General features: G+C 64.6%; 18 protein-coding genes. 7 read left to right on the top strand and 11 right to left on the bottom strand.

Features of this window, described 5'->3' with window-relative positions; translation table 11 throughout:
* Positions 1-9 precede the first annotated feature (9 nt).
* Both IM776_RS00875 and IM776_RS00870 read right to left on the bottom strand, forming a co-directional pair.
* A complete protein-coding gene (locus tag IM776_RS00875) occupies positions 10-1,353 on the bottom strand; it encodes an HNH endonuclease signature motif containing protein (RefSeq protein ID WP_194421215.1) in 1,344 nt (447 codons plus the stop codon).
* A 224-nt stretch (positions 1,354-1,577) separates the two neighbouring features.
* Positions 1,578-2,600 carry a LacI family DNA-binding transcriptional regulator gene (locus IM776_RS00870; protein ID WP_194421214.1) on the bottom strand — a complete coding sequence of 341 codons (1,023 nt, stop codon included), beginning with the start codon at positions 2,598-2,600 and terminating at the stop codon, positions 1,578-1,580.
* Between the two features lie 132 nt (positions 2,601-2,732).
* Here IM776_RS00870 and IM776_RS00865 point away from each other — a divergent pair, with 132 nt between their 5' ends.
* From IM776_RS00865 to IM776_RS00845, 5 genes are all read left to right on the top strand, one after another.
* On the top strand, positions 2,733-4,097 hold the full coding sequence (locus IM776_RS00865) for an ABC transporter substrate-binding protein (RefSeq protein ID WP_194421213.1): 1,365 nt from the start codon (positions 2,733-2,735) through the stop codon (positions 4,095-4,097).
* 13 nt (positions 4,098-4,110) lie between these two features.
* On the top strand, positions 4,111-5,055 hold the full coding sequence (locus IM776_RS00860; protein ID WP_194421212.1) for a carbohydrate ABC transporter permease: 945 nt from the start codon (positions 4,111-4,113) through the stop codon (positions 5,053-5,055).
* 2 nt (positions 5,056-5,057) lie between these two features.
* Positions 5,058-5,969, top strand: coding sequence for a carbohydrate ABC transporter permease (locus tag IM776_RS00855; protein ID WP_194421211.1), 912 nt, complete (start codon positions 5,058-5,060; stop codon positions 5,967-5,969).
* 2 nt (positions 5,970-5,971) lie between these two features.
* Positions 5,972-8,083: a glycoside hydrolase family 2 protein gene (locus IM776_RS00850; RefSeq protein ID WP_228479842.1), complete on the top strand. Its 2,112-nt coding sequence runs from the start codon at positions 5,972-5,974 to the stop codon at positions 8,081-8,083.
* A 154-nt stretch (positions 8,084-8,237) separates the two neighbouring features.
* Complete coding sequence (locus IM776_RS00845) at positions 8,238-8,990, top strand: SDR family NAD(P)-dependent oxidoreductase (RefSeq protein ID WP_194421210.1); 753 nt, start codon at positions 8,238-8,240, stop codon at positions 8,988-8,990.
* Between the two features lie 34 nt (positions 8,991-9,024).
* Here the strand turns inward: IM776_RS00845 and IM776_RS00840 are convergent, their stop codons facing one another.
* Positions 9,025-9,864, bottom strand: a complete 840-nt coding sequence (locus IM776_RS00840) for a hypothetical protein (protein WP_228479841.1) — start codon at positions 9,862-9,864, stop codon at positions 9,025-9,027.
* Between the two features lie 303 nt (positions 9,865-10,167).
* Between IM776_RS00840 and IM776_RS00835 the strand changes: the two genes are divergently transcribed.
* Positions 10,168-11,016 (top strand): hypothetical protein, encoded by an 849-nt coding sequence (locus IM776_RS00835; protein ID WP_228479840.1) that lies wholly within the window; start codon positions 10,168-10,170, stop codon positions 11,014-11,016.
* 457 nt (positions 11,017-11,473) lie between these two features.
* Entirely contained in the window at positions 11,474-12,667 is a 1,194-nt protein-coding gene (locus IM776_RS00830) for an MmpS family transport accessory protein (RefSeq protein WP_194421209.1), read from the top strand.
* A gap of 533 nt (positions 12,668-13,200) precedes the next feature.
* On the opposite strand, the gene IM776_RS00825 is transcribed toward IM776_RS00830, so the two are convergent.
* From IM776_RS00825 to IM776_RS00795, 8 genes are all read right to left on the bottom strand, one after another.
* Complete coding sequence (locus IM776_RS00825; protein WP_194421208.1) at positions 13,201-13,941, bottom strand: hypothetical protein; 741 nt, start codon at positions 13,939-13,941, stop codon at positions 13,201-13,203.
* A 50-nt stretch (positions 13,942-13,991) separates the two neighbouring features.
* Positions 13,992-16,436, bottom strand: a complete 2,445-nt coding sequence (locus IM776_RS00820; protein WP_194421207.1) for a GIY-YIG nuclease family protein — start codon at positions 16,434-16,436, stop codon at positions 13,992-13,994.
* Complete coding sequence (locus tag IM776_RS00815) at positions 16,433-18,637, bottom strand: GmrSD restriction endonuclease domain-containing protein (RefSeq protein WP_194421206.1); 2,205 nt, start codon at positions 18,635-18,637, stop codon at positions 16,433-16,435. The genes IM776_RS00820 and IM776_RS00815 overlap by 4 nt, the downstream gene beginning before the upstream one ends.
* Positions 18,634-19,524: a class I SAM-dependent methyltransferase gene (locus IM776_RS15820; RefSeq protein ID WP_228479839.1), complete on the bottom strand. Its 891-nt coding sequence runs from the start codon at positions 19,522-19,524 to the stop codon at positions 18,634-18,636. Before IM776_RS15820 ends, IM776_RS00815 begins: the two co-directional genes overlap by 4 nt.
* A complete protein-coding gene (locus IM776_RS15815) occupies positions 19,521-20,048 on the bottom strand; it encodes a hypothetical protein (protein WP_228479838.1) in 528 nt (175 codons plus the stop codon). The genes IM776_RS15820 and IM776_RS15815 overlap by 4 nt, the downstream gene beginning before the upstream one ends.
* A 52-nt stretch (positions 20,049-20,100) precedes the next feature.
* The gene (locus IM776_RS00805; RefSeq protein ID WP_194421205.1) at positions 20,101-20,700 is read right to left on the bottom strand and encodes a DNA methyltransferase family protein; all 600 of its coding nucleotides are present in this window, start codon (positions 20,698-20,700) and stop codon (positions 20,101-20,103) included.
* 112 nt (positions 20,701-20,812) lie between these two features.
* Positions 20,813-21,268 carry a helix-turn-helix domain-containing protein gene (locus IM776_RS00800; RefSeq protein ID WP_194421204.1) on the bottom strand — a complete coding sequence of 152 codons (456 nt, stop codon included), beginning with the start codon at positions 21,266-21,268 and terminating at the stop codon, positions 20,813-20,815.
* 211 nt (positions 21,269-21,479) lie between these two features.
* Positions 21,480-22,049 (bottom strand): TetR/AcrR family transcriptional regulator, encoded by a 570-nt coding sequence (locus IM776_RS00795; protein ID WP_228479837.1) that lies wholly within the window; start codon positions 22,047-22,049, stop codon positions 21,480-21,482.
* Between the last annotated feature and the right edge of the window lie 47 nt (positions 22,050-22,096).

The raw sequence follows: 22,096 nt of genomic DNA, 5'->3' as shown, positions 1-22,096 counted from the left end.
CCGCTGCCGTCAGGCGGCAACATCGAAGCGTGCGCGCCCACCGAGTCTGGGCATGCGGGCAGGATCGACGTGAGCGGGCGGAATGAACCAGACCCGCGCGTTCACGCCGGTGCCATCGATGTGGATGTCCCAGCCGTTGTCATGGATGCGATGGTGACAGCTCTCACACAGGAGTATTCCGTTGGAGAGATCGGTTCGACCGTGATGCCGTTTCCACCATCGCAAATGGTGCGCTCTGACCATCTCGGGTGGCAGGTAGCACATCGCGCATCCGCCGTCGCGTTCTACGAGAGCGAGACGCTGCGCCTTGGTGAAGAAGCGCTTCTTGCGGCCCCAATCGAGAATCTCGCTGTCTCCCCCGAGAACGCAGGGGATCACGCCGCCGTCGGCCGCCATCCGGCGGGCGGCTGCCGCGCTGATCGGCTGGTCGATGCCGTCGATCGTCGCCGTTCCCTTGGCGGACTCCAGGTCGCTGACGTTCATCCTGACGACAACAGTCGCCCCTGCCAACGGAAGCTTCTCACTCTTGCAGCCCAGCACATGCGCACAGAACAGCGCGAGCGCGTCAGCTTGCAGCATCGCGATCGAGCGATGGTCGGCATCCGGAGCATCCTGATCGGGGGAGTCCTCCCGCGACGCGAACGAGGCGCTCACATACCCGCGGAGCGCAGCGACGATCGGCGCACCGGTCTCGACGTCGAAGCTCCCGTCGAGATGCAGGCGGCCATTGCGCTCATAGAAAGTCAGCGAACGCTTGCCGCGCTCTTCGTCGAGGCGTGGCTCGACGCCATCAGGATCGAGCCACGCCTCGATTCGCACCACGAGTCGGCGCACCTCATCGAGCGCGAGCCCCGGAGCAGCGTCGACCAGCAGCTGCTCGCCTTCGGACGTCCGCAGCGGTCCAGCGGCGATGCGGCACCTCTCCAGCACTGCGGTGATCAATGCTGCTGCCTGCGCGCTGAGAGATCCGGTCGACAACGCCTCACTCACCAGCGGATACTTCGCGGGCAACCGAGCACCGAGCAGATCGGTGCGCGTCGCCGTCGCCTCGCCCACCTTGATCAGGCGAATGGCGTCACCCGTCGAGACGCCCGTAGCCGCTGCGATCAACTTCGCCGGCGTACGGAATCCCTGCTGCTTCGCCAAAGAGTCCGCGCCCAACTCGGTGCGCGACTCGCTCGCGATGCCCGCTGCAACCTCCACATGCAGAGCGTCCACACGACGCTGCAATATTCCGATCGCCTCATTGGCCGCGATCAGCTGCTCCCGCGAAAGATCGTTCGAGTCGCCGGCATCCGCCCACACCTCATCGAGGCGAGAGATCGCCTCGTGCAGACCAGTCAGCTTTGGCATATCCTCATGCTACCGCAATGCTGTCACTTTATCGAAGTTTTATTCGATATTCTCGACTGAACACACCAAAATCAGGCGCCCGACTTCGACGCGATCTCCACGCAAGCGCATCAAAATCGAATCTTTCTACCCACGCAAGCGAGAGCGTGACAGCCCGGCGTCGGGTAGACGGCACTCCATCGTCGGCTTGGTGTCGAAGTTCGCGGCGTGAGGTGCGTGGCCGGTCAGGATTCTGGAGACACCGCGGTGCTCTCCCGCACGACGAGCTTGTGCGGGGCGACGATCTCGGTCGCGGAAAGCTCCGGATCCTCGATCCGCTCGATGATCCGACGCACGGATTCCCGTGCGATGAAGGTCGTGTCCAGCGAGATCGTGCTGAGTGATGGGCGCGCGAACCGCCCCTCCTCGACGTCGTCGATGCCGATGACTGCGACGTCCTCCGGCACGCTCAATCCTGCATCGAACACCGCACGCATCGCACCGATCGCGAGCAGGTCCGAGAAGCAGAAGATGGCGTCGGGGCGCGGGTCGAGTTCGAGCAGCGCACGCGCCGCGGCGTAACCCTCGGTGCGGCTGTAGTGCGCGGCGGTCGTGACGTAGTCCGCGTGAACGGTTATCCCCGCATCCGCGAGCGCCGCTTCGTATCCGGCCGAGCGCTGTAGCGGGGTGGCGTACTCCTCGAGAGGCTGCGACCCGATGGCCGCGATCCGCTCGCGCCCGGACGCAATGAGATGGCCGACAGCATCCCGAGCGGCTGCGACGTTGTCGATCGCGACGTGGTCGTAGCGGCCGTCGAAGTCGTGCTCGCCGAGGAGGATCAGCGGCACGCGCGACGAGCCGTGCATATCCAATAGCTCCGACTTGGTCACGAGCGGGCTGAACAGCAGCCCATCGAAGAGCATCGTCCGATCCTCGCCCGTCAGCAGCTGCCGCTCGCGCTCGTGATCGTGCCCGGTCTGGTCGATCATCACGCGGTACCCGACCTCGGCGGCGGCCTCGATCACGTCCCGCGCGAGCTCGCTGAAGTACGGCACGTCGATCTCGGGCACGACGAGTGCCAGCATCCCGGTGCGACCGGTGCGCAGCGTCCGCGCTACGGGGTTGGGCCGGTAGTCGAGCTCCTCGATCGCGGCAAGCACCTTCGTCCGCATCCGTTCGCTCACGTGCGTATATCCGCTCACGACGTTCGAGACGGTGCGCATCGACACCTGTGCGCGCTCTGCGACGTCGCGAAGTGTGGCCGGCATGACAGCATCCTATCGTTTGCAACGTGTGCAAAGTTGGGTTACAGTTTGCATACGTTGGCAAACAACGTCCCTGCACCGCACCCGGCACCACAACACAAACCCGACCCTGCACCACAACACAAAGGAGTGTTCATGAACAGCAACCCGAAACGGCCCGGCCTGCGCCTGGCCGCCGTCGGCGCCACCGCCGTCACCGCGCTGGCTCTGACCGCCTGCGGTCCCGACATCACGGCCGGTGCCGGCGACGAGGCGGCAGCCGATCGCCTCCAGGCGCCCACGGCCGAGCAGCCCGAGGGCGAGATCACCATCTGGGACCGCTCCGGCGACCTGTACGAGGTCTTCGACGCCGTGATCGACGACTTCAACGAGAAGTACCCCGGCATCAAGGTCAACCACGAAGCCGTCGACATCAACGCCAAGCTGCAGAACACGCTCATCACCGGCACCGACGTTCCGGACGGCGTGTTCCTCGACGACGCACTGGTCGGCGGCTTCGCCGATCACCTGTGGGATCTCACCGACGTCCTCGCCCCCTACGCCGACGACATCGCGCCTCAGAAGATCGACGCGACCACGGTCGGCGACGGCATCTACGGCGTTCCGTACGATCTCAATCCCGGCCTGCTGTTCTACAACGCCGCGGCGCTCGAGTCGGCCGGCGTGGACGCCACGGCGATCGAGACCTACGACGACCTGCTCGACGCCGCCCGCGCCTACCAGGAGGCGAACCCCGAGTCGCACCCGATCCACCTCGAGCAGAGCGCGTTCCTCGGGCAGCTCCAGCTCGAGATGTACGCGAGCCAGCTCGGAACGTCGATCGCGGATGCCGACGGCGAGTTGCGCCTGGACAGCCCGGAGTACGAGCAGATCCTGACCTTCCTCGACACCGTGCAGTCCGAGGGCCTCGGAACGCGCGCCGAGTACCTGAGCCCGACCGATATCGCAGAGCTCGAGAACGGCAACCAGGTCTTCTACCCGTGGGCGATCTGGTACGACTTCGCACCCCAGCAGCTGCTCCCCGAGACCAGCGGAGACTGGCGCGCGATGGAGCTCCCGGCGTGGGAGGACGGCGGAGCCCGCAGCGGTGCGATGGGCGGCTCGTCGTTCGTCCTCCCCAAGGGCGAGAACTCCGAACTGGCCTGGCTGTTCTACGAGTTCCTCATGTACGACGAGGCCGGCTACAGCGCGGTCTGGGGTGAGAACGAGATCTACCCGACCGGGCTGAACACGTCGATCCCCGCCTACCTCCCCGCGGCCGATCCGGCGAAGCCTCTCTTCCAGCCCCTCGAAGCCCTCGGCGGACAGGACCTCTGGGAGGTCGCGACGACGGCCGGTGCCGAGATCCCGAGCGGCACCTCGATCCCGTCCTGGTGGAACGGCGCCGTCGACTACCTCGGCAACGACATCCAGAAGATGCTGGACGGCGATCTGACTCCCGCCGAGGTCATCAGCAGCTCGACCGAGGCGATCCAGACCAACCTCATCGACAGGCAGTGACGGACTCCCCACGATGACGACCTCCACCCTCCCCTCCGCGGCGCCACCGCGCCCAGGCCGTGACGCATCCCCCGGCGTCACGCGCCGGAACAGCATGGCGAAGTTCAGGCGGCGCTCCGCGCCGTACCTCTTCGTCCTGCCGTTCCTCGTGATCTTCGTCGCGTTCAGCGTCTACCCGCTGATCTTCACGGCGCGGCTGAGCTTCACGAACTGGCGCGGATCCGGGGCCGCGGAGTGGGTGGGCTGGGGCAACTACACCTACCTGCTGACGAGCGAGGCGTTCTGGAGCTCGCTGGGCAACTCGGCCATCCTGTGGCTGCTGATCGTCCCGATCCAGATCGTCCTGTCGATCATCGTCGCGGTGCTGCTGAACTCGGCGAAGCTCAAGCTGCGCGGCCTCTACCGCGTCGCGTTCATCGTGCCGTTCGTCACCCCGCTCGTCGCCGTCGCCCAGATCTGGGTGGTGCTGTTCGATCAGCAGTACGGTGCGATCAACGCGTTCCTCGGCATGTTCGGCATCTCCGACATCGGCTGGCTCACGACGAGCGCGTGGGCGAAGCCGACACTCGCGCTGCTGTTCCTGTGGAAGACGACGGGATTCATCGTCATCATCCTGCTGTCGGGCCTGCAGTCGATCGACAACTCGATGTACGAGGCGGCAGAACTCGACGGCGCATCGCGGCTCCGGCAGCTGTGGAGCATCACCGTGCCGCTGCTGCGCCGCACCATCATGTTCGCGGTGGTGCTGCAGACGCTCGCCGTGTTCCAGATGTTCGCCGAGCCGTTCGTCGTCACTCAGGGCGGTCCGTACAACTCCACGACCACGGCGGGCTACTACCTCTACAACCACATCACGCGCGGCGACCTCGGCACGGGAGCGGCGAACTCGTTCCTGCTCGTGATCCTCGTGATGGTGCTCTCGCTGTTCTTCGTCCGGATGCTGAGAGCGAAGGACTGATCATGACCGATACCTTGATCCGCCCCGAGACGGATGCCGCGGCATCCGCCCCTCGAACCCGAATCACGCGCCGTCCGAGCCTGCGAATCGGATCGCACGTCTTCCTGATGATCCTGCTGGTCGCGTTCCTCGCGCCGGTCGCCTGGGCGATCGTGTCGTCTTTCAAGCAGCCGAACGACATCATCCGCGACCCGCTCGGATTCGACCCGAGCACCTTCACGCTCGAGAACTTCACCGCGATGTTCCAGGACGTGCCGATCGCTCACGGGTTCCTCAACACCGGGATTGTGCTCGTCGTGAAGGGCGGCATCACGCTGTTCTTCGCGCCGCTGGCCGCCTTCGCCTTCGCGAAGTACAGCTTCGTCGGCAAGAACCTGATCTTCGGCACAGTGCTCATCACGCTGATGCTGCCGACGATCGTGCTGATCATCCCGCTGCTGCTCGAGATGAAGGCGCTCGGCTGGGTCAACACGTACCAGGCACTGATCCTGCCCGGAGCGATCGACGCGTTCGCGATCTTCTGGATGCGGCAGGTGATCAGCGCCGTCCCCGACGAGCTGCTCGATGCCGCCCGCGTCGACGGCTGCAGCGAGTTCGGCATCTTCTGGCGCGTGATCGTGCCCGTCATCCGCCCGGGCCTCGCCGGTCTCGCGGTCCTGACGATCATGAACATTTACAACGACTTCGTCTGGCCGGTGATCGTGGCCAGCTCCGAGCAGATGGCGACTCTGCAGGTCGTGCTGTCCACGCTCGCGCAGAACATCACCGGCAACCGGATCGGCGCGGACTACGCGACGGTCACCGGCGAGCTCCTCGCGGCGAGTTCCATCGCCCTCATTCCCCTGCTGGTGCTCTTCATCGTGCTCCAGCGTCACTTCATCAACGGCATCCTCGCCGGCAGCGTGAAAGGCTGAACGTGTCACTCTCCATCACCGACCAGGCCCTCGTCTCCTCTGAGACCGGAGCCGCCCCCCGGCCCGAGTACCCGCGGCCCGACCGCGACCGCTCGGAGCGCTGGCTGACGCTCAACGGCCGCTGGGACTTCGAGGCCGACGGCATCCGGTCGGACATCACGGTGCCGTTCGCCTGGGAGAGCGAGGCGTCGGGCATCCGCCGCACGTGGCTCGAGCGCGGGGTCTATCGTCGGCAGGTCGTCGTTCCGGTCGAGTGGACGGGTCGCCGTGTCGTGCTGAGCTTCGGCGCCGTTCACCACCGTGCCGTGGTGCGCATCGACGGCACGACGATCGGCGAGCACGTCGGCGGCTACGAGTCGTTCGAGTTCGACGTCACCGACTTCGTCGTTTCCGGCGTCGCGTCCGAGCTCGAGGTCGAGGTGGAGGCCCCGGCCGACAAGCGCGCGATCGCGCACGGCAAGCAGCGGTCGATCCCTCGCGACGACTACGACGGCGTCTCGTTCACGCCGACCTCGGGCATCTGGCAGTCGGTCTGGCTGGAAGCGCGAGGGCGCACCTACGCACGTACTGTCGCGCTGCGCGGCGACAGCCTGACCGGTATCGACATCTCTGTCGGGCTGGCGGGCGATGAGGTGGGCGGCACGGTCGTGCGGGCTCTCGTCGACGGGGTCGCGGTCGAGCTGGTCTCGGATGCTACGGGGCACGCCTCCGGTCGCATCGAGTTCGCCGAGCCGCGGTTGTGGTCGCCGGAGGATCCGCACCTGTACCGCGTCGAGATCACGGTGGGCGACGGCGAGCTCGCGGACCGCGTCATCGCGACGACCGGCCTGCGGCGGATCGAGACGCGCGGCGAGGAGCTCGTGCTGAACGGGTCGCGGCTGTACGTGCGCGGCGTGCTCGACCAGGGGTACTGGCCCGACACCGGTCTCACGGCGCCCGATGCCGAGGCGCTGCGCCGGGATATCGCGCTGGCTCGTGAGCTCGGTTACAACCTCGTGCGCAAGCACCTGAAGTTCGAGGACCCGATCTGGCTGCAGGAGGCCGATGTCACCGGCATGCTCGTGTGGGCGGAGCCCGCGTGTCCGAGTCGCTTCTCGTCGGAGGCCGCCGCCGCGTTCGAGGCGCAGCTGCCCGCGATGGTCGAGCGTGACGGCAACCACCCGAGCATCGTCATCTGGGGCTTGTACAACGAGGAGTGGGGCCTGGACTGGGACATCCCGGGCAGCGCCGCTCGCGCCGAGGCCGCAGTGCGGGCCTATGGCCTGTTGCGCGCGCTCGACGACACGAGGCCCATCGTGGAGAACTCCGGCTGGTCGCACGTGAAGAGCGACCTCGTCGACTGGCACTACTACGAGCCTGACCTCGCGACGTGGAAGCAGGCGGTGGAGGACCTGGCCTCCGGTGAGCGCGAGACTTTCCCCGTGCGTCTGGGCCCGGACTTCACCGTCGACAAGTCGTTCTACGGGTCGGCGTCGTTCCCGCGTACCGGGGTGCCGATCCTGAACAGCGAGTACGGCGAGGGGTTCACAAGCCTCGAGCGGGCGTGGCACCTGCGGTGGGAGACGCAGGAGCTGCGTCGCCACGACCGCTACTCCGGGTACGTGTACACCGAGTTCTCGGATGTCGAGCACGAGTGCGCCGGGCTGCTGACCGAGGATCGGCGGACGAAGGACTGGGGCGGATGCGTCCCGGCCGACGTGAACGCCGAGACCGTGCTCGTGCTCGATCTAGTTCCTTCCCGGGCCGGCGCCGATCTGGCGCTGCCGGTGTCCGCGTTCGACCTCGACGTGCACGTCTCGCACCACGGGCGCTCGACCGTGTCGGTCGCAGTGCACGGCGCGTGGGTGCCGGCCGGTGCACCGACGGACGCCCTGCCCTCGGCCGGGTTCGCGTCGACGTCTCGTTTCGAGGTCGCCCCGTTCGCGCTGTCGGATGCTGTGCCGCTCGGCGTGCCCGCGCGCGACGGTGCCGGCCGGTTCGTGATCTGGGCGACGGATGCTGCGGGCGCCGTTGTGGCGCGGGCCTTCCTGGATGCCGCCGAGGTCGAAGCCCCGAACCGTCGTGGTGCGCGCGAGGGCGAGTTCGTCGGGGCGGAGCAGCCGGAAGAGCGGTAGAAGGGGCGGCCGTCGGCAGATCACGGCGACGGCCGACGGCCGCACCCGTCAATGTCAAGGCCACGGCGACGAATGCGCACGCGACGTATGGTCGAGGAGGGCGGACCGACCGAGAAGCTCTCCCGGTGCAGTGCTCGCCCTGGAGGGAGTCGTCATGGCGCAATACGACGTTTCAGACCGATCGGCGATCGTCACCGGAGCAGGGAGCGGCATCGGCAAGTCCACCGCGCTGCTGCTGGCGCAGAACGGCGCATCCGTGGTCGTGAACGACCTGAACGCCGAGGCGGCCCAGTCGGTGGTCGACGAGATTCGCGCCGCAGGTGGTGTCGCCGAGGCATCCCCGGGCGACGCGACCGACACCAAGTGGATCGCGTCATCCATCGAGCAGGCGAACAGCCTTGCCCCTCTGCGCATCGGCGTGAACAATGCCGGCATCGGCGGCGCGGCCGCCCCGACTGCCGAGTACGGGGACGATGACTGGGACAAGGTCATCGCGATCAACCTGAACGCGGTGTTCCGCAACATGAAGGCGCAGATCCCCTCGATCCTCGACAACGGCGGTGGATCTGTGGTGAACGTCGCGTCGATCCTGGGCAGCGTCGGCTTCGCCACCTCCCCCGCGTACGTCGCGGCGAAGCACGGCGTCGTCGGAATGACCAAGACGGCCGCGCTGGAGTACTCGGCGCAGGGCGTGCGTGTGAACTCGGTCGGTCCCGGCTTCATCGACACTCCTCTGCTGGCGCAGATGGATGCTGAGGCGAGAGAGTTCCTCGTGTCGAAGCATCCGATCGGCCGGCTCGGGCAGGCCGACGAGGTCGCGAACCTCATCGTCTTCCTTGCGAGCGACGCCGCAAGCTTCATCACCGGCAGCTACCACCTCGTGGATGGTGGATACACGGCTCCGTGAGCGGTGGTGGACTCGGGGACGTCGGGTAACGGGTTCAGACCTCGAGAAGTGCCCGCACCTCAGCGACTGAACGCCCGAAGACGAGTCTCGCGACGCGGGCCGCGAGTTCTGTTCTGACTTGCACGACCGTCGCTCCGTGTGACATCCAGCGCCCACCGTGCTGGGTGAGTTCCAGGCCCGGCAGGGGGTCGACGTCGGGCAGGTCTGGCAGACCCGCCGCGATGCGCGCGGAGGCGCCGAGGGTTCCGACGAGCCACGCTTCACCGAGGGCGTGCGGTCGAATCGACGCGAACGGCGCCCCGCCGCCGACGAACACCTGGAGCATCGTGTCGGCGCGGCGCACCGCCCAGGCGTCGCCGGCGTGGGTGAAGTCGCAGGCGACGTCGGCATGCAGAGTGATGACGGCCCCGAGGTGCTGAATAGCCTCGATACACTCGGCGCTCAGCAGTCGGGCATCGATCACGCGCTCGCGGCGACGCAGTTCGGCTAGGTACCTCTCGCGCGCGATCGGCGCGTACTCCGCTTCGAGTTCGCGGCGGTTGGCCGCAGCGCCCTGCGCCAGGCGATCGAAGAGCCAGCCGGGGTCGATCTGAACGAAGTACCGGAAGTGGATGTCGACCGGGCCGCGAGTGAGCTTGCGGTCTTGGACGAGCAGTTGTGCTCCGTGATCGACGGACCAGACGGCAACGACCTCGCGGTCCACGACCGCGACCCACGACCAGCCTCGGGCTCTGATCTCAGGTGAAGACTGCTCGATCGCAACGCTCAACGGCGTCCCGCGTGGGACGGTCACTGTTCTCGCGTGGGACTCGACGTCATCGCCCATCGCGACGCTGTCGCGGTCGACGCGCAGTTCGACGGTTCTCCAGGGCACGGGTTGAGCCTAGTTCGCGGTGGCGTTCCGCATGCGATTCTGGATGAGCCGATCATGCAGCAGGAAGTGATGGCCACGTTGATGATGGTCGCTGGGATTGATCCACGAACGTGGGGCGCAACCAATGTCCCCACCTTTCGATACTGTGATTCCAAGCCGGTCCGCACGAACCACGGAGCCTTACCCGCGCTCCCGATTCATACCCTGATTCAGAGCAGCATCTGAGTGCGTGCGAACCTGCGCGCCCTACGGCATCCGTCGTGGGGCAGGCCGGTGCTCCGCGCACACTCCTGAAGGAATCACATGTCCGTACCCACCCCTCCCGCTGCGCCGTCGTCGCAGCCGATGCCTCCCTCGATGCCGCCGGCTGACGCGCCGGCAACCACACCGAAGAAGACGAACGTCCTGGCGCTCATCGCGCTCATCACCGCAGCCGTCGGATTCGTCTTCGCGTGCGTGCCGGGCGCGCTGATCATCGGCTGGATCCTGCTGCCGATCGCCTTCGTGATCAGCATCGTTTCGCTGTTCCTCAAGGGCGACCGCAAGTGGATGGGCGTCGTCGGCCTGGTCCTCTCCGTCATCGGCACGATCGTCGGCTTCGTGGTCTTCTTCGCCGTGGTCGCCAATGCGGCGAGCGAGGCGTTCGACGAGGAGTTCGGCAGCGGCGACACCGTGGTCTCGCAGCCCGCCGACGAGGATGCCGAGGCTGCTGCCGAGGAAGAGCCGGCGGATGCTGCGGCCGAGGGCACGCGTGAGAACCCGTACCCGCTCGGCTCTCAGATCAGTTCATCGGACTGGACCGTCGTCGTGAACAGCCACACGGTCGACGGTGCTGCTGCCGTTGCCGCCAACGGCTTCAACGACCCTGCTCCCGCGGGTTCGCACTACGAAGTCGTCAACTACACCGTCACCTACACGGGTGACGAGTCGGGGCTGGCCGCCGAGGCCAGCGTCGCGTTCGTCACGAGCGCAGGGAACGTCGTTAACAGCTACGACAACATCGTCATTCTCGAAGACGGCTTCGGCATGGACGAGCTTTACAACGGCGCATCGGCGACGGGCTCAGAGGCCTTCCTCGTGCCGGACGGTGAGACCGCGCTGATCCGGGTAAGCCCCGGGATGTTCGCTGACGAGGTCTTCGTTCAGCCGTAAGGCTCTATACGTGAACGGGGGTCCGGGCCAGTTGCCCGAACCCCCGTTTGCGTTCGCATCCCAATCCCGTTGGCGTGTCCGGCACGCGACTCCCCCTGCACCTCGAGTCAGAGCTCAACACAAGAAGCTTGCCCAGGGATGCTACAAACTGACGGTCTGCCAGCTCTGAGTTCGTCGCCGCTGGGTGGATGCGTAAGAACCCGTCTCTTGCAGGCGAGTGGGCAATCACGCCGAGTGACACTTCAGCAGTGCGGCACCGTGCTGCGCGACCTCACGGCTGGCTACGTGTGCTTGAGGGCTCCTGGGGGCCCCTTCCTGCACGGGGCGTCCGCGCAGGAAGGGGGCGGGGCGCCAACGGCCTGTCGATCGTTGGCTAAGCTCATGGCAGGTGCGCCGGCCCGTTGCCGTTCATCGCGCTCCTGAAGAACCGTTGGAGCCGTCGCTGGGGGAGGCGCACGTGACGATCGTCGAGGATCGAGTTAACCGCACGTTCTGGGGCCGGTTCTGGCCGCCACGGCGAGTTCACTACTTCGCGCTCGGTGGGCTCGTCGCGCTGGTCCTGGCAGTCGTCGCCGCGATCATAGTAGTCGACAGTCTTGACAGGGTGGCCGTTCCGGACGTCGTAGGCCAAGCCCGTGCGGAAGCCCTGGAAGCGATCACCGACGCGGGGCTCGAATACGAGAGCGACGATGCTGCTTCGGACGTGGAGTGCACGATAGAACCCCCGCTGTCGGACTTCTGCGAGGTGACGCGACAGTCCCTCACGCCGGACGAGCGGGTTCGTCCCGGAACGGCTCTCGTCATCGCAATTGAGCTTGCGGAAACATCCGCGCCTGATGTGGTCGGTCTAGCTTTTGATGCGGCACGCGATCGCGCCCTCGAGGCGCACCTCGACCTGAGGTCTGAGAACGAGCTGATTCGGCAGCTTTCGGGCTACGGAGACTGGACGATTCTCTCGCAAACGCCCGCGGCCGGCGCGACAGTCCACGCCGGGACGATGCTCGAAGTCGTCCTCGACACCCCGCTTGTGGATGTACCCGAGGTCGTTGGGATGCCCTTCGACGAGGCGAAAACGGAGCTCGAATCAGTCGGACTCGCCGCCGGGTTCTCATCCATGCCGTTCACCCACGCGGCAGGCGCCATACTCGTTCGAACGATGGATCCAGCCCCAGCAGACGGGCAACTGCCGATCGGCTCGAGCGTGCAGCTGAAGTGGGGCGTCAAGGTCCCTGATGTCGTTGGCGAGACTGAAGGGAATGCAGTCACGATCCTGAAGGACGCCGACTTCAGCGTGGACGGGTCAGCGTACGGCACACACCGGGTGATGAAGCAGAGCCCGGCCGCAGGAACGATCGCCGACCCCGCGAAGGCGATCGAACTCACCCTAGTTCCGCCCACTGTCGCATACGAGGTCGTCGGCGACGGGACTCGGGCAACGATCACCTGGTTTGCGCCGGGCACCTTCGACATCAGCCAGGCAACAGACGCGCAACTACCCTGGAAGAAGACCTGGGAGACCGAGTCGGACTATCGGAACTTCAACGCGCAGACGATGAACGGCTCGAACATCACGTGCAACATCTACGTCAACGGAGAGCTGCGGAAGACAAACACATCGACCGGCCCGTACGCCGTGGTCAGTTGCGGATGAATAGGGGGCGCCAGCCGTCGCAAAGAGCGCGACGGCTGGCGCAACAGTCTCGCGCGTGGCTTCCGCTCGAATCCCCCGTGCCGACGAAGCGACCAGCCCGAACCCTCAACTCGGCGGCGCGACGGTGTGCGTATTTGGAGGTCTGAGGGCCACTAAATATTGCGGTTCAGAGCCACCCGATATTGCGATTCGAGGCCTGTCTCGATGACCGCATCCTGCCCGCGATCGGGTTCACGCGGGATCATCGTGCAGGGCGCAAACCTGCACTCAACGATGTTGAGTTGCTGTGCCTACTCGTCGCGCAACACCTGCTCGGCATCGCATCGGATCGGAATGATCCGACACGCGAGAGCGCACCTGCGAGGGGAAGGCTGCGCACGACACGTGGGTTCGAACCCCTCAAGCACTTGGGCGTGGTCAGCCCTTGCGACACAGGCGAACAAGCTCGGAACCGTGGGCGGCATGACTCTTGAGAACACCATGGGGTTCCCCAAAGGTTGGAACGAACTGCCGCTCTGGACGAGGTAGCGCCGCTACCAGTCGCGCTCTTCGGGCGGAACTGTCGAGCGCTCGCGCAGCCATTCGTCGCCGTCGATCTCGTCGTTGTCAAGGTAGTCCTTGGTCGCAGCCGGATTGAGCGGCTCCGTGAGCACCACGGTGCCCGTGGGCCAGAAGCGCAGCCGCTCAAGCAGCCGACGACGACGGATGCGGCCCGGTGCAAGCCTCGTTCCCGCCAGCCACTCACGGTACTCACGGGGGTCGCTCAGGATCTCATCCTCGGCGGCTCGACGAGTGGTCGGAGAGATGATTCGGTTGTCCTCTTCGGCAGGGAAAATCTCACCGTTGGCAAGAACGACTTCGGTGAGGTCAGCCCGGTAGTCAGCGTCACGGTTCCAGCGCAAGATCGCGGTGTTGGCATCAACCGACAAGTCCAATCGCGGTTCACGCGACTTCTGAATCTCGCCGCCCTTGACCTGGCGCTCCTCCTCGCGCTCTTCATCCCGGTCCCACTCCATGTAGCGATGAATCAGTTGCAGGAGCGGACTAGAACCTCGACCCATCGTCTCGGCGAAGTATCCAAGGTCACGGAAACGCACAAGAACTGGGTCGCCTGTTGCGAGGAGGTGCGTGAACTCGCGCGTCGCCGCGCTGCGGCGTTCGCGGATTGAACTCTGACGATCCGACCGCCACAGGGCGATGGCGAGCCACGCCGGCACAACCGCCGCAAGCACGGTCACCGCAAGGCTGAGCCAATCGAACCAATCTGGATGCATGTGCTCGTCCCTAACGGCCTCGACGCTGGGTCCGCTGAGGGCGCAATCGTTCAGGCATCACGATCCAATCCAACCAGCGCCTCGATGCTCTTCTTCTCGAAGTAGCGGAACTTCTGGATGGCGTCGGTCATGTTGCCGACATCGATGACGCCGATCTCCGTGAGCTTGCCGTACGACTCGAGCGAGAGCCCCGTCGAGCGGAGGAAGAGTTCGGTATCGAGTGACTCGATGACGTGCTTCAGCCGCTCCTCGCGGAAGTCGGTGAGGTACATGAAGATCAAGACCTTCGCCGAAACCTTCTTCAGTTTGGCTCGGATGTCCTTACGCTGATCCGCGATCGCCTTCTTGTGTGGGCGCTGCTCCTTCGCGCCCCCGCCGTCGCGCTTGACGGTGGCAAGCTTCTTCGACGCGGTGACGATCTTTTCGGCCTCCTCCCGAATGCTCCGGAAGTCCTCGATCTGCTCCAACTCTGCGATGAGGTCCGCGTCATGAAGGAGTCGGTCCATCGTGACCCCATTGAGGTTGTACAGGTCCGTCGACTTCCAGCGTCGCGCGAGGGCGTTTGCACCGATGCCACCGTGCGCCCAGTCGAGGATTGCTTGCACATCGAGCTGCTCCATCCGGCCACCATCGATCGCGAAGATCGGGAGGAAGTTGATCAACTCGCCCAGCACCGACGCCTGCGTTGCCTTCTTGTCGGCAGAGTTGTTCGCGAGTTCCGTCCCGTACAGAGCGATGAGCGATAGAGCCCTGTTCGGGTCGAACTCGAACACGTAGGCGGTTTGCTTTTTGATCTCGCCGTCGACCTTCCATGGCGACTGGACCCGGAACGCCGCCTGGAAGTAGGACTCGGGAGCTTTCAGCGAGCGAAGCATGAATATTGATGACCACTCGGGGACGGTCACGCCTGTCATCAGCTTTCCGCACGAGAGCGTGATCGACCCCGATTTTCCGGTCTCATCCGCACGTCGTATCGCCGCCTGCAACGGCGGAAGGGCCAGCGCCCCGATCCTCGCCTTCGCGCCGGCAGCGACGTAGATCTCGAATGTGGAGAAGAACGGGTCTGCGCGCAATTGAGCTGCCATTGCCTCGCAGGCGGCAACGTCGGGCATGTACCAGACCGAGTGCTTCACCGCCTCCTTGAACTCAGCGGCCTCGTAGGGGAACTGTGCATCTGCATCGTCCCCGTCCTCGATCCGCTCGGGTAGCGCCTTCTTCCCACGGATGAGGTCCAGGAATGATGCCACGTAGTCCGGCTTCTCGAACTCATAGGCACCCGCCACTCGCTTCGCCTTGAAGTAGGTGTTCAGGTCGAACCCATTAAACTCGCCGCCATCGACCCAGTCGCCCGTTGGCGCCCCCATCGCGTACGTGTACATACGCATCTGGGGCAACTCCGCATACGGATTGCGTCCTGCTTTGGGGTTCCATTCTGACTTCGCGCGCTGCTCATCGATGTACGTCCAGTTGAATACCTCAGAGTCGTCGTAGTCGCCATTGGTGATGGCCTTGAACGGCGTGCCGGACAGGTGAAGATGGTACTTCGTCTTCAGCCCGTAGTCGAGCTCTGGCACGACGTCGGCGTCCGTGTCGCTCGACTCGTCCGATGCCCTCTCGAAGAGCTGCGCCAGCGCTGCCTCCGCGCTGTCCTGCGGGTCGTAGACTTCCCGGGCTGCTGCGGTCGAGGCGCCGAAGTGGAACTCGTCGATGACGATGCAGTCCCAATCCACGATATGGAGCGTCTCGTTTCGAGGTTTGGGCTTGCCGTTCGCGTCGCGGCCAATGACGTCCTGGAAAGACGCGAACCAAGCGGTTGGCCGTCCACTGTCGACCAGCGCATCCGCTTCGTAAGGCGGGGTGTCGCGGTCGACGTATTGCCAGTCGATGAAGTCGACGTGACCCAACAGGTCGTCGCGCCATGCGCTTCGCACCGCAGGCTTGTAGGTGAGGATGAGCAGCTTAGTCCAGCCCATCTCCTTCGCGAGCTGATAGGTCGTGAAGGTCTTTCCGAAACGCATCTTCGCGTTCCACAAGAACTTCGGTGCGCTTGCGAGTTCTGGCGTCCCGTGCGCGCGAAAGAACGCCGCCGTGAGCTCGACGGCACGTCTCTGCTCGGGCCGCGGCTCAAAGTCCTGGACACGTGTCGGGTCAAACGGAAGCCCGCGCTGCAGCGATCTGATCGCTGCCCAGACCTCAGCCTCAGTCGCCTCGAACCACTCGCCGCCCGGATTAACGATTCCTGCATTCCGCAGGACACGGTGCACACCACGGTCGCTGAATTCGGTGCCGTCAGCACGTAGCGCGGGCTCGGAATGGAAGAGGATCTGGACGCCATGAAGACCTGGGAATGCAGTTCCCACCTGCTGGCGAACGCGGTCGATTCCCGGATTGACGGTCTCGCCGACCTTGATCCAGGTGTCCCCTACCTGCCCACTCGGCCGAGTCCACGGCTTCGCGTTTCCAGCATGCGTATAGGCATAGATGTACTTGGTCACGCGGTGTCTTCCTCGGCCGGCTCAGGGTCGTCCGCGTCGAGTGCATGAACGTCGTCGGAGACCTCGTCTACGACATCCGCGTCGGCCTCGCCGACGCTCGCCAGGTACTCAGCTCGGAGATCCTGAAGCGACTTTCCGGTGGCGGCAACCACCCACCACCACCAGCCGTTCGTGTCGGTTTCGGTCACCGCCACTGCCGCCGCGGACGGCGTTGCGTATGCCACGTCGCCGATGAAGATGCGCCCGTCCTGAGCCACCGATGCACGCACACCCGCGTGCATCGATCTCGGGTGCCGGGTTGTTAGCTCACTGCCGACCTCCAGCCAGCCCGACGAGACCAGCTGCGCGATGTCGACGGTCACAGAAGTCGCCGGCGCGACGGTGGCGCCTCCCCCGAGACCAACGTGCCCCGCCGGCGCTTGCCAGATATCAAGAATCTGATCGATGAGCATCGCGGTGCGCTGCTCGATCGCCGTCTCGCCCCAGCTCTTCGGCGCAAGGTTCATCGCATCCTTCGTGATCAACACATCGTCATGGTTGAGGAAGTGCTCTCGCTTTGAATGCCACGGCCCATTGTTGATCTTGCTGTTCAACTTCTGGGTGACCAGGGTGAGGTTTCCGAGCTGCTGGACAATGCGGTCTCGTGCAGCCTCTTGCTCGTCGGTCAGCTCAGCGGGCCAGTGCTTGCGCCATCCCTGCGGCATCAGATGTTCGATGGTGCCCTTGCTTCGGACGACCGGTCCCATCGCGAGCTGCTTCCCGCTCGGGTACCCGCGTTTCGCGTCCTCAAGCGCTTCGAGAACCATGCGCAGGCGGCCCCGCAGATACTTCCAGTACGTTGTCGCTCCGGTCAACGCTTCCCTGACTTCGGCGTCGCCCGGCCAGTATCCAACGGCTGTGTGATTGGCGACGAGGTATGCCTCGGTCGCGTCAGGGAGCGCGTCGTGCGGCTGCGTGCTGAGATGCTGCATCAGGTCGATGATGAACCGGTTCGAACCTTGTGAGGGCGCCTTGACCAGCGCGCGGCGGACGAACCAGCTCTCAAGAATCTCGAGAATGCGCTCCCGATCAGCAACGGGGACCGACGCCTGTTCCGGCTCGTCGAGCCAGATGAGCAGCGGACGGGCGATCTCAGAGTCGAGCGTCCCGACACGGTAGCTGAACAACTCCGGTCGGCTGAGCTGGCCGTTGACGTTCTCGGAGCCCTCGATGATCGACCGATACCGGTCGGCCGCAGCCTTAATGTGTGGAAGCAGCACGCCGATGTCCTTCGCGACGGTGTTCACATAGTGCTTGAACTGCGTGAACACCTCACGAATCGGGAAGTCGATGAGGGTGCGGGCGGTGAGCCACTGCCACAGGAACAGCGACGCGCGTGAATTCTTGATGCGCCCGGTCGTGATCTCCTTCTCCCACCAAGGCGTCTCGAACTCGGCCCAATAGTTCAGGTAGGCCTGCTCGGCGTCATGTGGTGTCCCTGCGAGATTCTGGAACACGAAGTTTTTGATTAGGTCAGCGGCCGACAAAGGCGTGCCCCGCGCGTTGAGCGTCTCGAAGATCGCCTGTGCGTCTTCATTCGCATCAAGACGGATGCTCGCGATCTCCAGCCGATCCATGACGGTGGCCACGAGCATCCGTGCTCGCCGTTCAGCCGCGTTATCGTCCCCGAGCCAACCAGCGATCGACTCCGCGAAGAACTCGTGCGCGTCACCAAGTCGGGACTTGACGAGTGCGGAGTAATCGACCGGTGTCGGAGCCGACATCACCGAGGTAAACCCGTCGCGGTCGCGATTAGTCGGCCACAGTTTGTAGCGATCGTTCTCGTCGTCGCGATAGTCGGACGGATTCTCAACGAGCGGCAGAATCTGGCCGGCCAACTGCGCCCACCCTCGACGTTCGAGCTCTGCGTGCAGCGCGTCGAGTAGCAGTTGCAACGTCGTGAGGCGCTGCTGACCATCGATGACATTCCAGGTGGGCAGGGCGCCGAGAGTCGTTGGCACCTGCTGGATGACGATCGCCCCCAGGAAGTGCGTCGCAGTCTGGTTGTGCTGAGAGATCACCTCGATCAGCCGAACTATGTCCTGCCAGAGCGGGCTCCACTGCGTTTCCTTCGACCAAACGTAGGGACGCTGGAAGAGCGGTACGACAAGGCGCGTCGGGTTGTAGAAGACGTCCTTAGGCTTTACGACGTCGGTCTTCACTCGTCATCACCTTCATCGTCGGATTCGACAGCAACGTCGCCAGCGCGGTGCTTGCTTCCTCCCGCAAGATGGGATGCTGGGATAGCGGAGTCGAGCGAGAAGACAGGTTCCCGCGGGTGGATGCTCGCATCGATGTAGGCAGCTTCAGCGTCTGTTAAGCCAAAATGAGCGTAGAGACGTTCGTCGCTCCAGAGCGCATCCATGGGCAGGGCCGGCACGAAGCGAAACCTCTCTGATGTGATGTCCTGAGTCGCCTTCCTCTGGAGCACTAGGAACCGAGCGAATTTGGTGCAGAGGTACTGCGCGTAATGCTCGCACTCGTCGCGGGAATCGAACGCGCCAGCCACATAGTACGACTGCGTACAGACCGAACCCGGCGCCAGAGCGATCGGCTCCCCGATCACGTACGACACCTCACGGCCGTGCCCGTCGCTCGCCTTGGGAATCAGCACCTTCCATTTGTTGACGAGGTCCAGGTTGCGCTCGAAGTTCTCGGGCGACACGTAACCGACGCCGCTGTTGTGGATGAGCGGGACGGACCCCGCGAAGTGGCTGTCGCTCTCGCCACGGTAGTTAGTCCGCCACTCCTGGTTGAAAGCAAGAGATGGATAAAACCACTCCTCGACGCTCCCGTTCGAGTGTTTCGTCACGTTGTGCACGAGTGCCGACGCAACGTTGTCGCGGATCACGACTCCGTGCCCCTCGCGAAGGTCACGGGTCGCGGTGGAGACGACACGGCCGTCGATGCGAGTCGAGAACTCGCAGTCACCGTTGTGCTCGCGGTCCCACAGAAAGTAGGACACACCGCCCTTGATTTCGACACCCGGGAACACGTCGAAGAGCTTGGGGTTGTCTACCAGCTTCGCGAGACGACGGTCGTTGATCATCTTGTCGCGATAGTTGAGTGGTGCACAAACGAGTAGGCGAACTGCTCACGGCTCTCACGAACTAGCGCCTCGGGCGCGCCGCACCAGATGCAGCGCCGGTTGGTTCCCTCACCTCTGAAAGTATGTTCGGTATCGACGAAGGGGACGTTGCCGTCGGGCTGATCAAAGCTGATCACGAGGTCGAGTAGGGAGACGTCTTCGATCTCCGTGCCCGTCGCGTTCTTTGTCTGGTAGAGAGAGCGGCGGGCAACCTCGCCGTTGATCTGCGTCGTGGCAGCGCCGAACAGCATGTTCTTGAGGATGTGCTCGCGGCGCTTGGTTCCGTCCGGCTCCCACTCGACGAGGCCAGCCATGAGCCGCCGGAAAGCCTCACGCAGGTAGATACCCGACTTCGTGGCAGGGTCCAACCACCGGTAGGTGGGCTCTGCCCAGACGTGCTTGGGCAAGGTGTCGAGCATCGCGTCGACGACCTTCGGCGGGGTATAGACATCGTCGTTCGGCAGCTGAGCGAGCGTCTCCAGCACGTCGGGAACATGCGCATCGCTTGGCGCATTCATGCTGCGACAGGCCCGGCGATCATGCGCCGAGCTCCGAGTAGTGGATCGTCGGCAATGCGGCTGGAGGCTCATAGAACAGGTCCATCGCGGGAGTTTCGAGTTCCGATCGCACACGCTGGAAGTGTTCTCCCGGGAGCGGCGTGTACTCGACGAAGACGATCTGATCCGCCCCATTCAGCGAGTCGCCCACGACGATGTTCGTTGCGAGGATCGCGGCGACGGCGCCGTCGAAGCCCGCGGTCGCGGGTTCGCCCCGGAAGACACGTGCCGCGTCCATGACCGCGCTCATCCGTTCGCGAGCCTCGTCGATGTTCTCATCACTGATGTCGATCCCATAGATCGAGGCGAGACAACGAAGCAGGGCGAACTCATACCAGTACACGCTCCCGCCGTGCTTCACTTCGTCGATCGCTGCAATCTTCCGTCCCAGGATCGCGACGAGGAAGTTGCCATCGCCGGCTGCGGGTTCGAGGAAGCGCGTGTCGATGTCGGTGAAGGCATCGGGGATGAGATCGAGCATCGCATTCACCTCACGCGGCTGCGTATAGACCTCACCAAGGTCGCGCACCCGCTCCCGAGACTTGATGTGCCGCGGCTCGATCATTGTGGTTCCCGTCATCATCACCTTCCGCATAACTCATTCTGGCGTATGCAGCCGACACTGCGAGTGAGCGTGGCGCTGTCGCACTGGAGTATGCGTTGGCACTCGTGGCCTGCTGTGCGCGTTGGCGTCAGGAAGCGTCCGAGTAGTGCGGCCCGAAATTCGACACAGAACGGAGGTATGCCACGACACCTTCCTGTTCGATGTTCCCGTCTGGACCGGCGACGAGCCCGAGGCCACTCAGCCTTGCGACCTCGACGCGCAACACCTCCGCCACCGCACTCGCGGACAACCGCTCTGGCAGATGAGACAGCGCACCGCCGACATCTCCTGTGAACTCGGGCGCCGGCTCGATCACGAGGCGCAGGTCGGACTTCATCGCACGCGCATCTCCGGCGGCGAAGCCACGAAGGTCGATCGGTGCGATCAGCCACTTTCCCGCCACCTTGTACGCCCCGATCTCGTGCTTCCGTGCGAGCGACACGACGGTCACCTCGGTCCGGTCAAGGAACCGCGCGACTTCACCTGCCGTCATGAGCATCGGGTGGGAAGACCAGAACACATCGGCTGTAGAGGGGGCGGACATGGCTCGATCCTTCCAGAACGCGGCTCATCTGCGATGAGCCTCTCCAGAATTCTGTTACCGCTGCATTACCGCGGCCCGTTCCCGGACATGACGAAAGCCCCGACTTCCCAGTGCTTTCTAGGAGAATCGGGGCTTTCATTTTGGCGGTGACGGTGGGATTTGAACCCACTGTCACCGCAATTGCTCACGCCGAGCCGCTCACCTCGGACCCTCAGCCGCCAGCGCCGATCCCCCGCATCAGCACCTCCACCAAAGCATCCAGCCGCCCCTCATCCAACGGCCGCCCCAGCAGCGCCGCGTAGGACGACATCGCGATGAACTGATCTGCGACGGCCGCAGCATCCACGTCTTCGCGGACCTGCCCCGCATTCTTTGCGACCGTAAGCCGCGCGACGATCTGCTCCACGATCGGGTCGGCGAGCCTCTTGTTCAGGGCGGCGCCGAGCTCGGCATCCGTCGCGGTCACCGCGATCAGCGCCCGCGCGAGTTCCACGCTGGCGCCATTGCCGGCCTGGGCGGACATCGCCGCGAACCAGGCGCGCAGGTCGGCACCCAAGTCATCCGTCACGGGTAAGGAAGGTGTCGGCAGCGAACCCTCCAGCAGCGCCTCCCCGAGGATCGCGGCCTTCGACGACCACCAGCGGTAGATCGTCTGCTTCGACACCTCGGCCTCGGCGGCGAGACCCTCGATGGTCACCGACGCGTATCCGTCCGACGCGAGCGCGGCACGCATCGCCGCCAGAACCGACTGGCGGGCTTTTTCGCTGCGAGGACGAGGCACGGATCCAGGTTATCGGGCGTACGATGCAATAAGTAGACGGTGCGTTG

This window comes from Microbacterium abyssi, assembly GCF_015277895.1.
Classification (GTDB): Bacteria; Actinomycetota; Actinomycetes; order Actinomycetales; family Microbacteriaceae; genus Microbacterium; species Microbacterium abyssi.
Note: the sequence above shows the minus strand (reverse complement) of the source record. Positions and strands in the feature narration are given on the sequence as shown.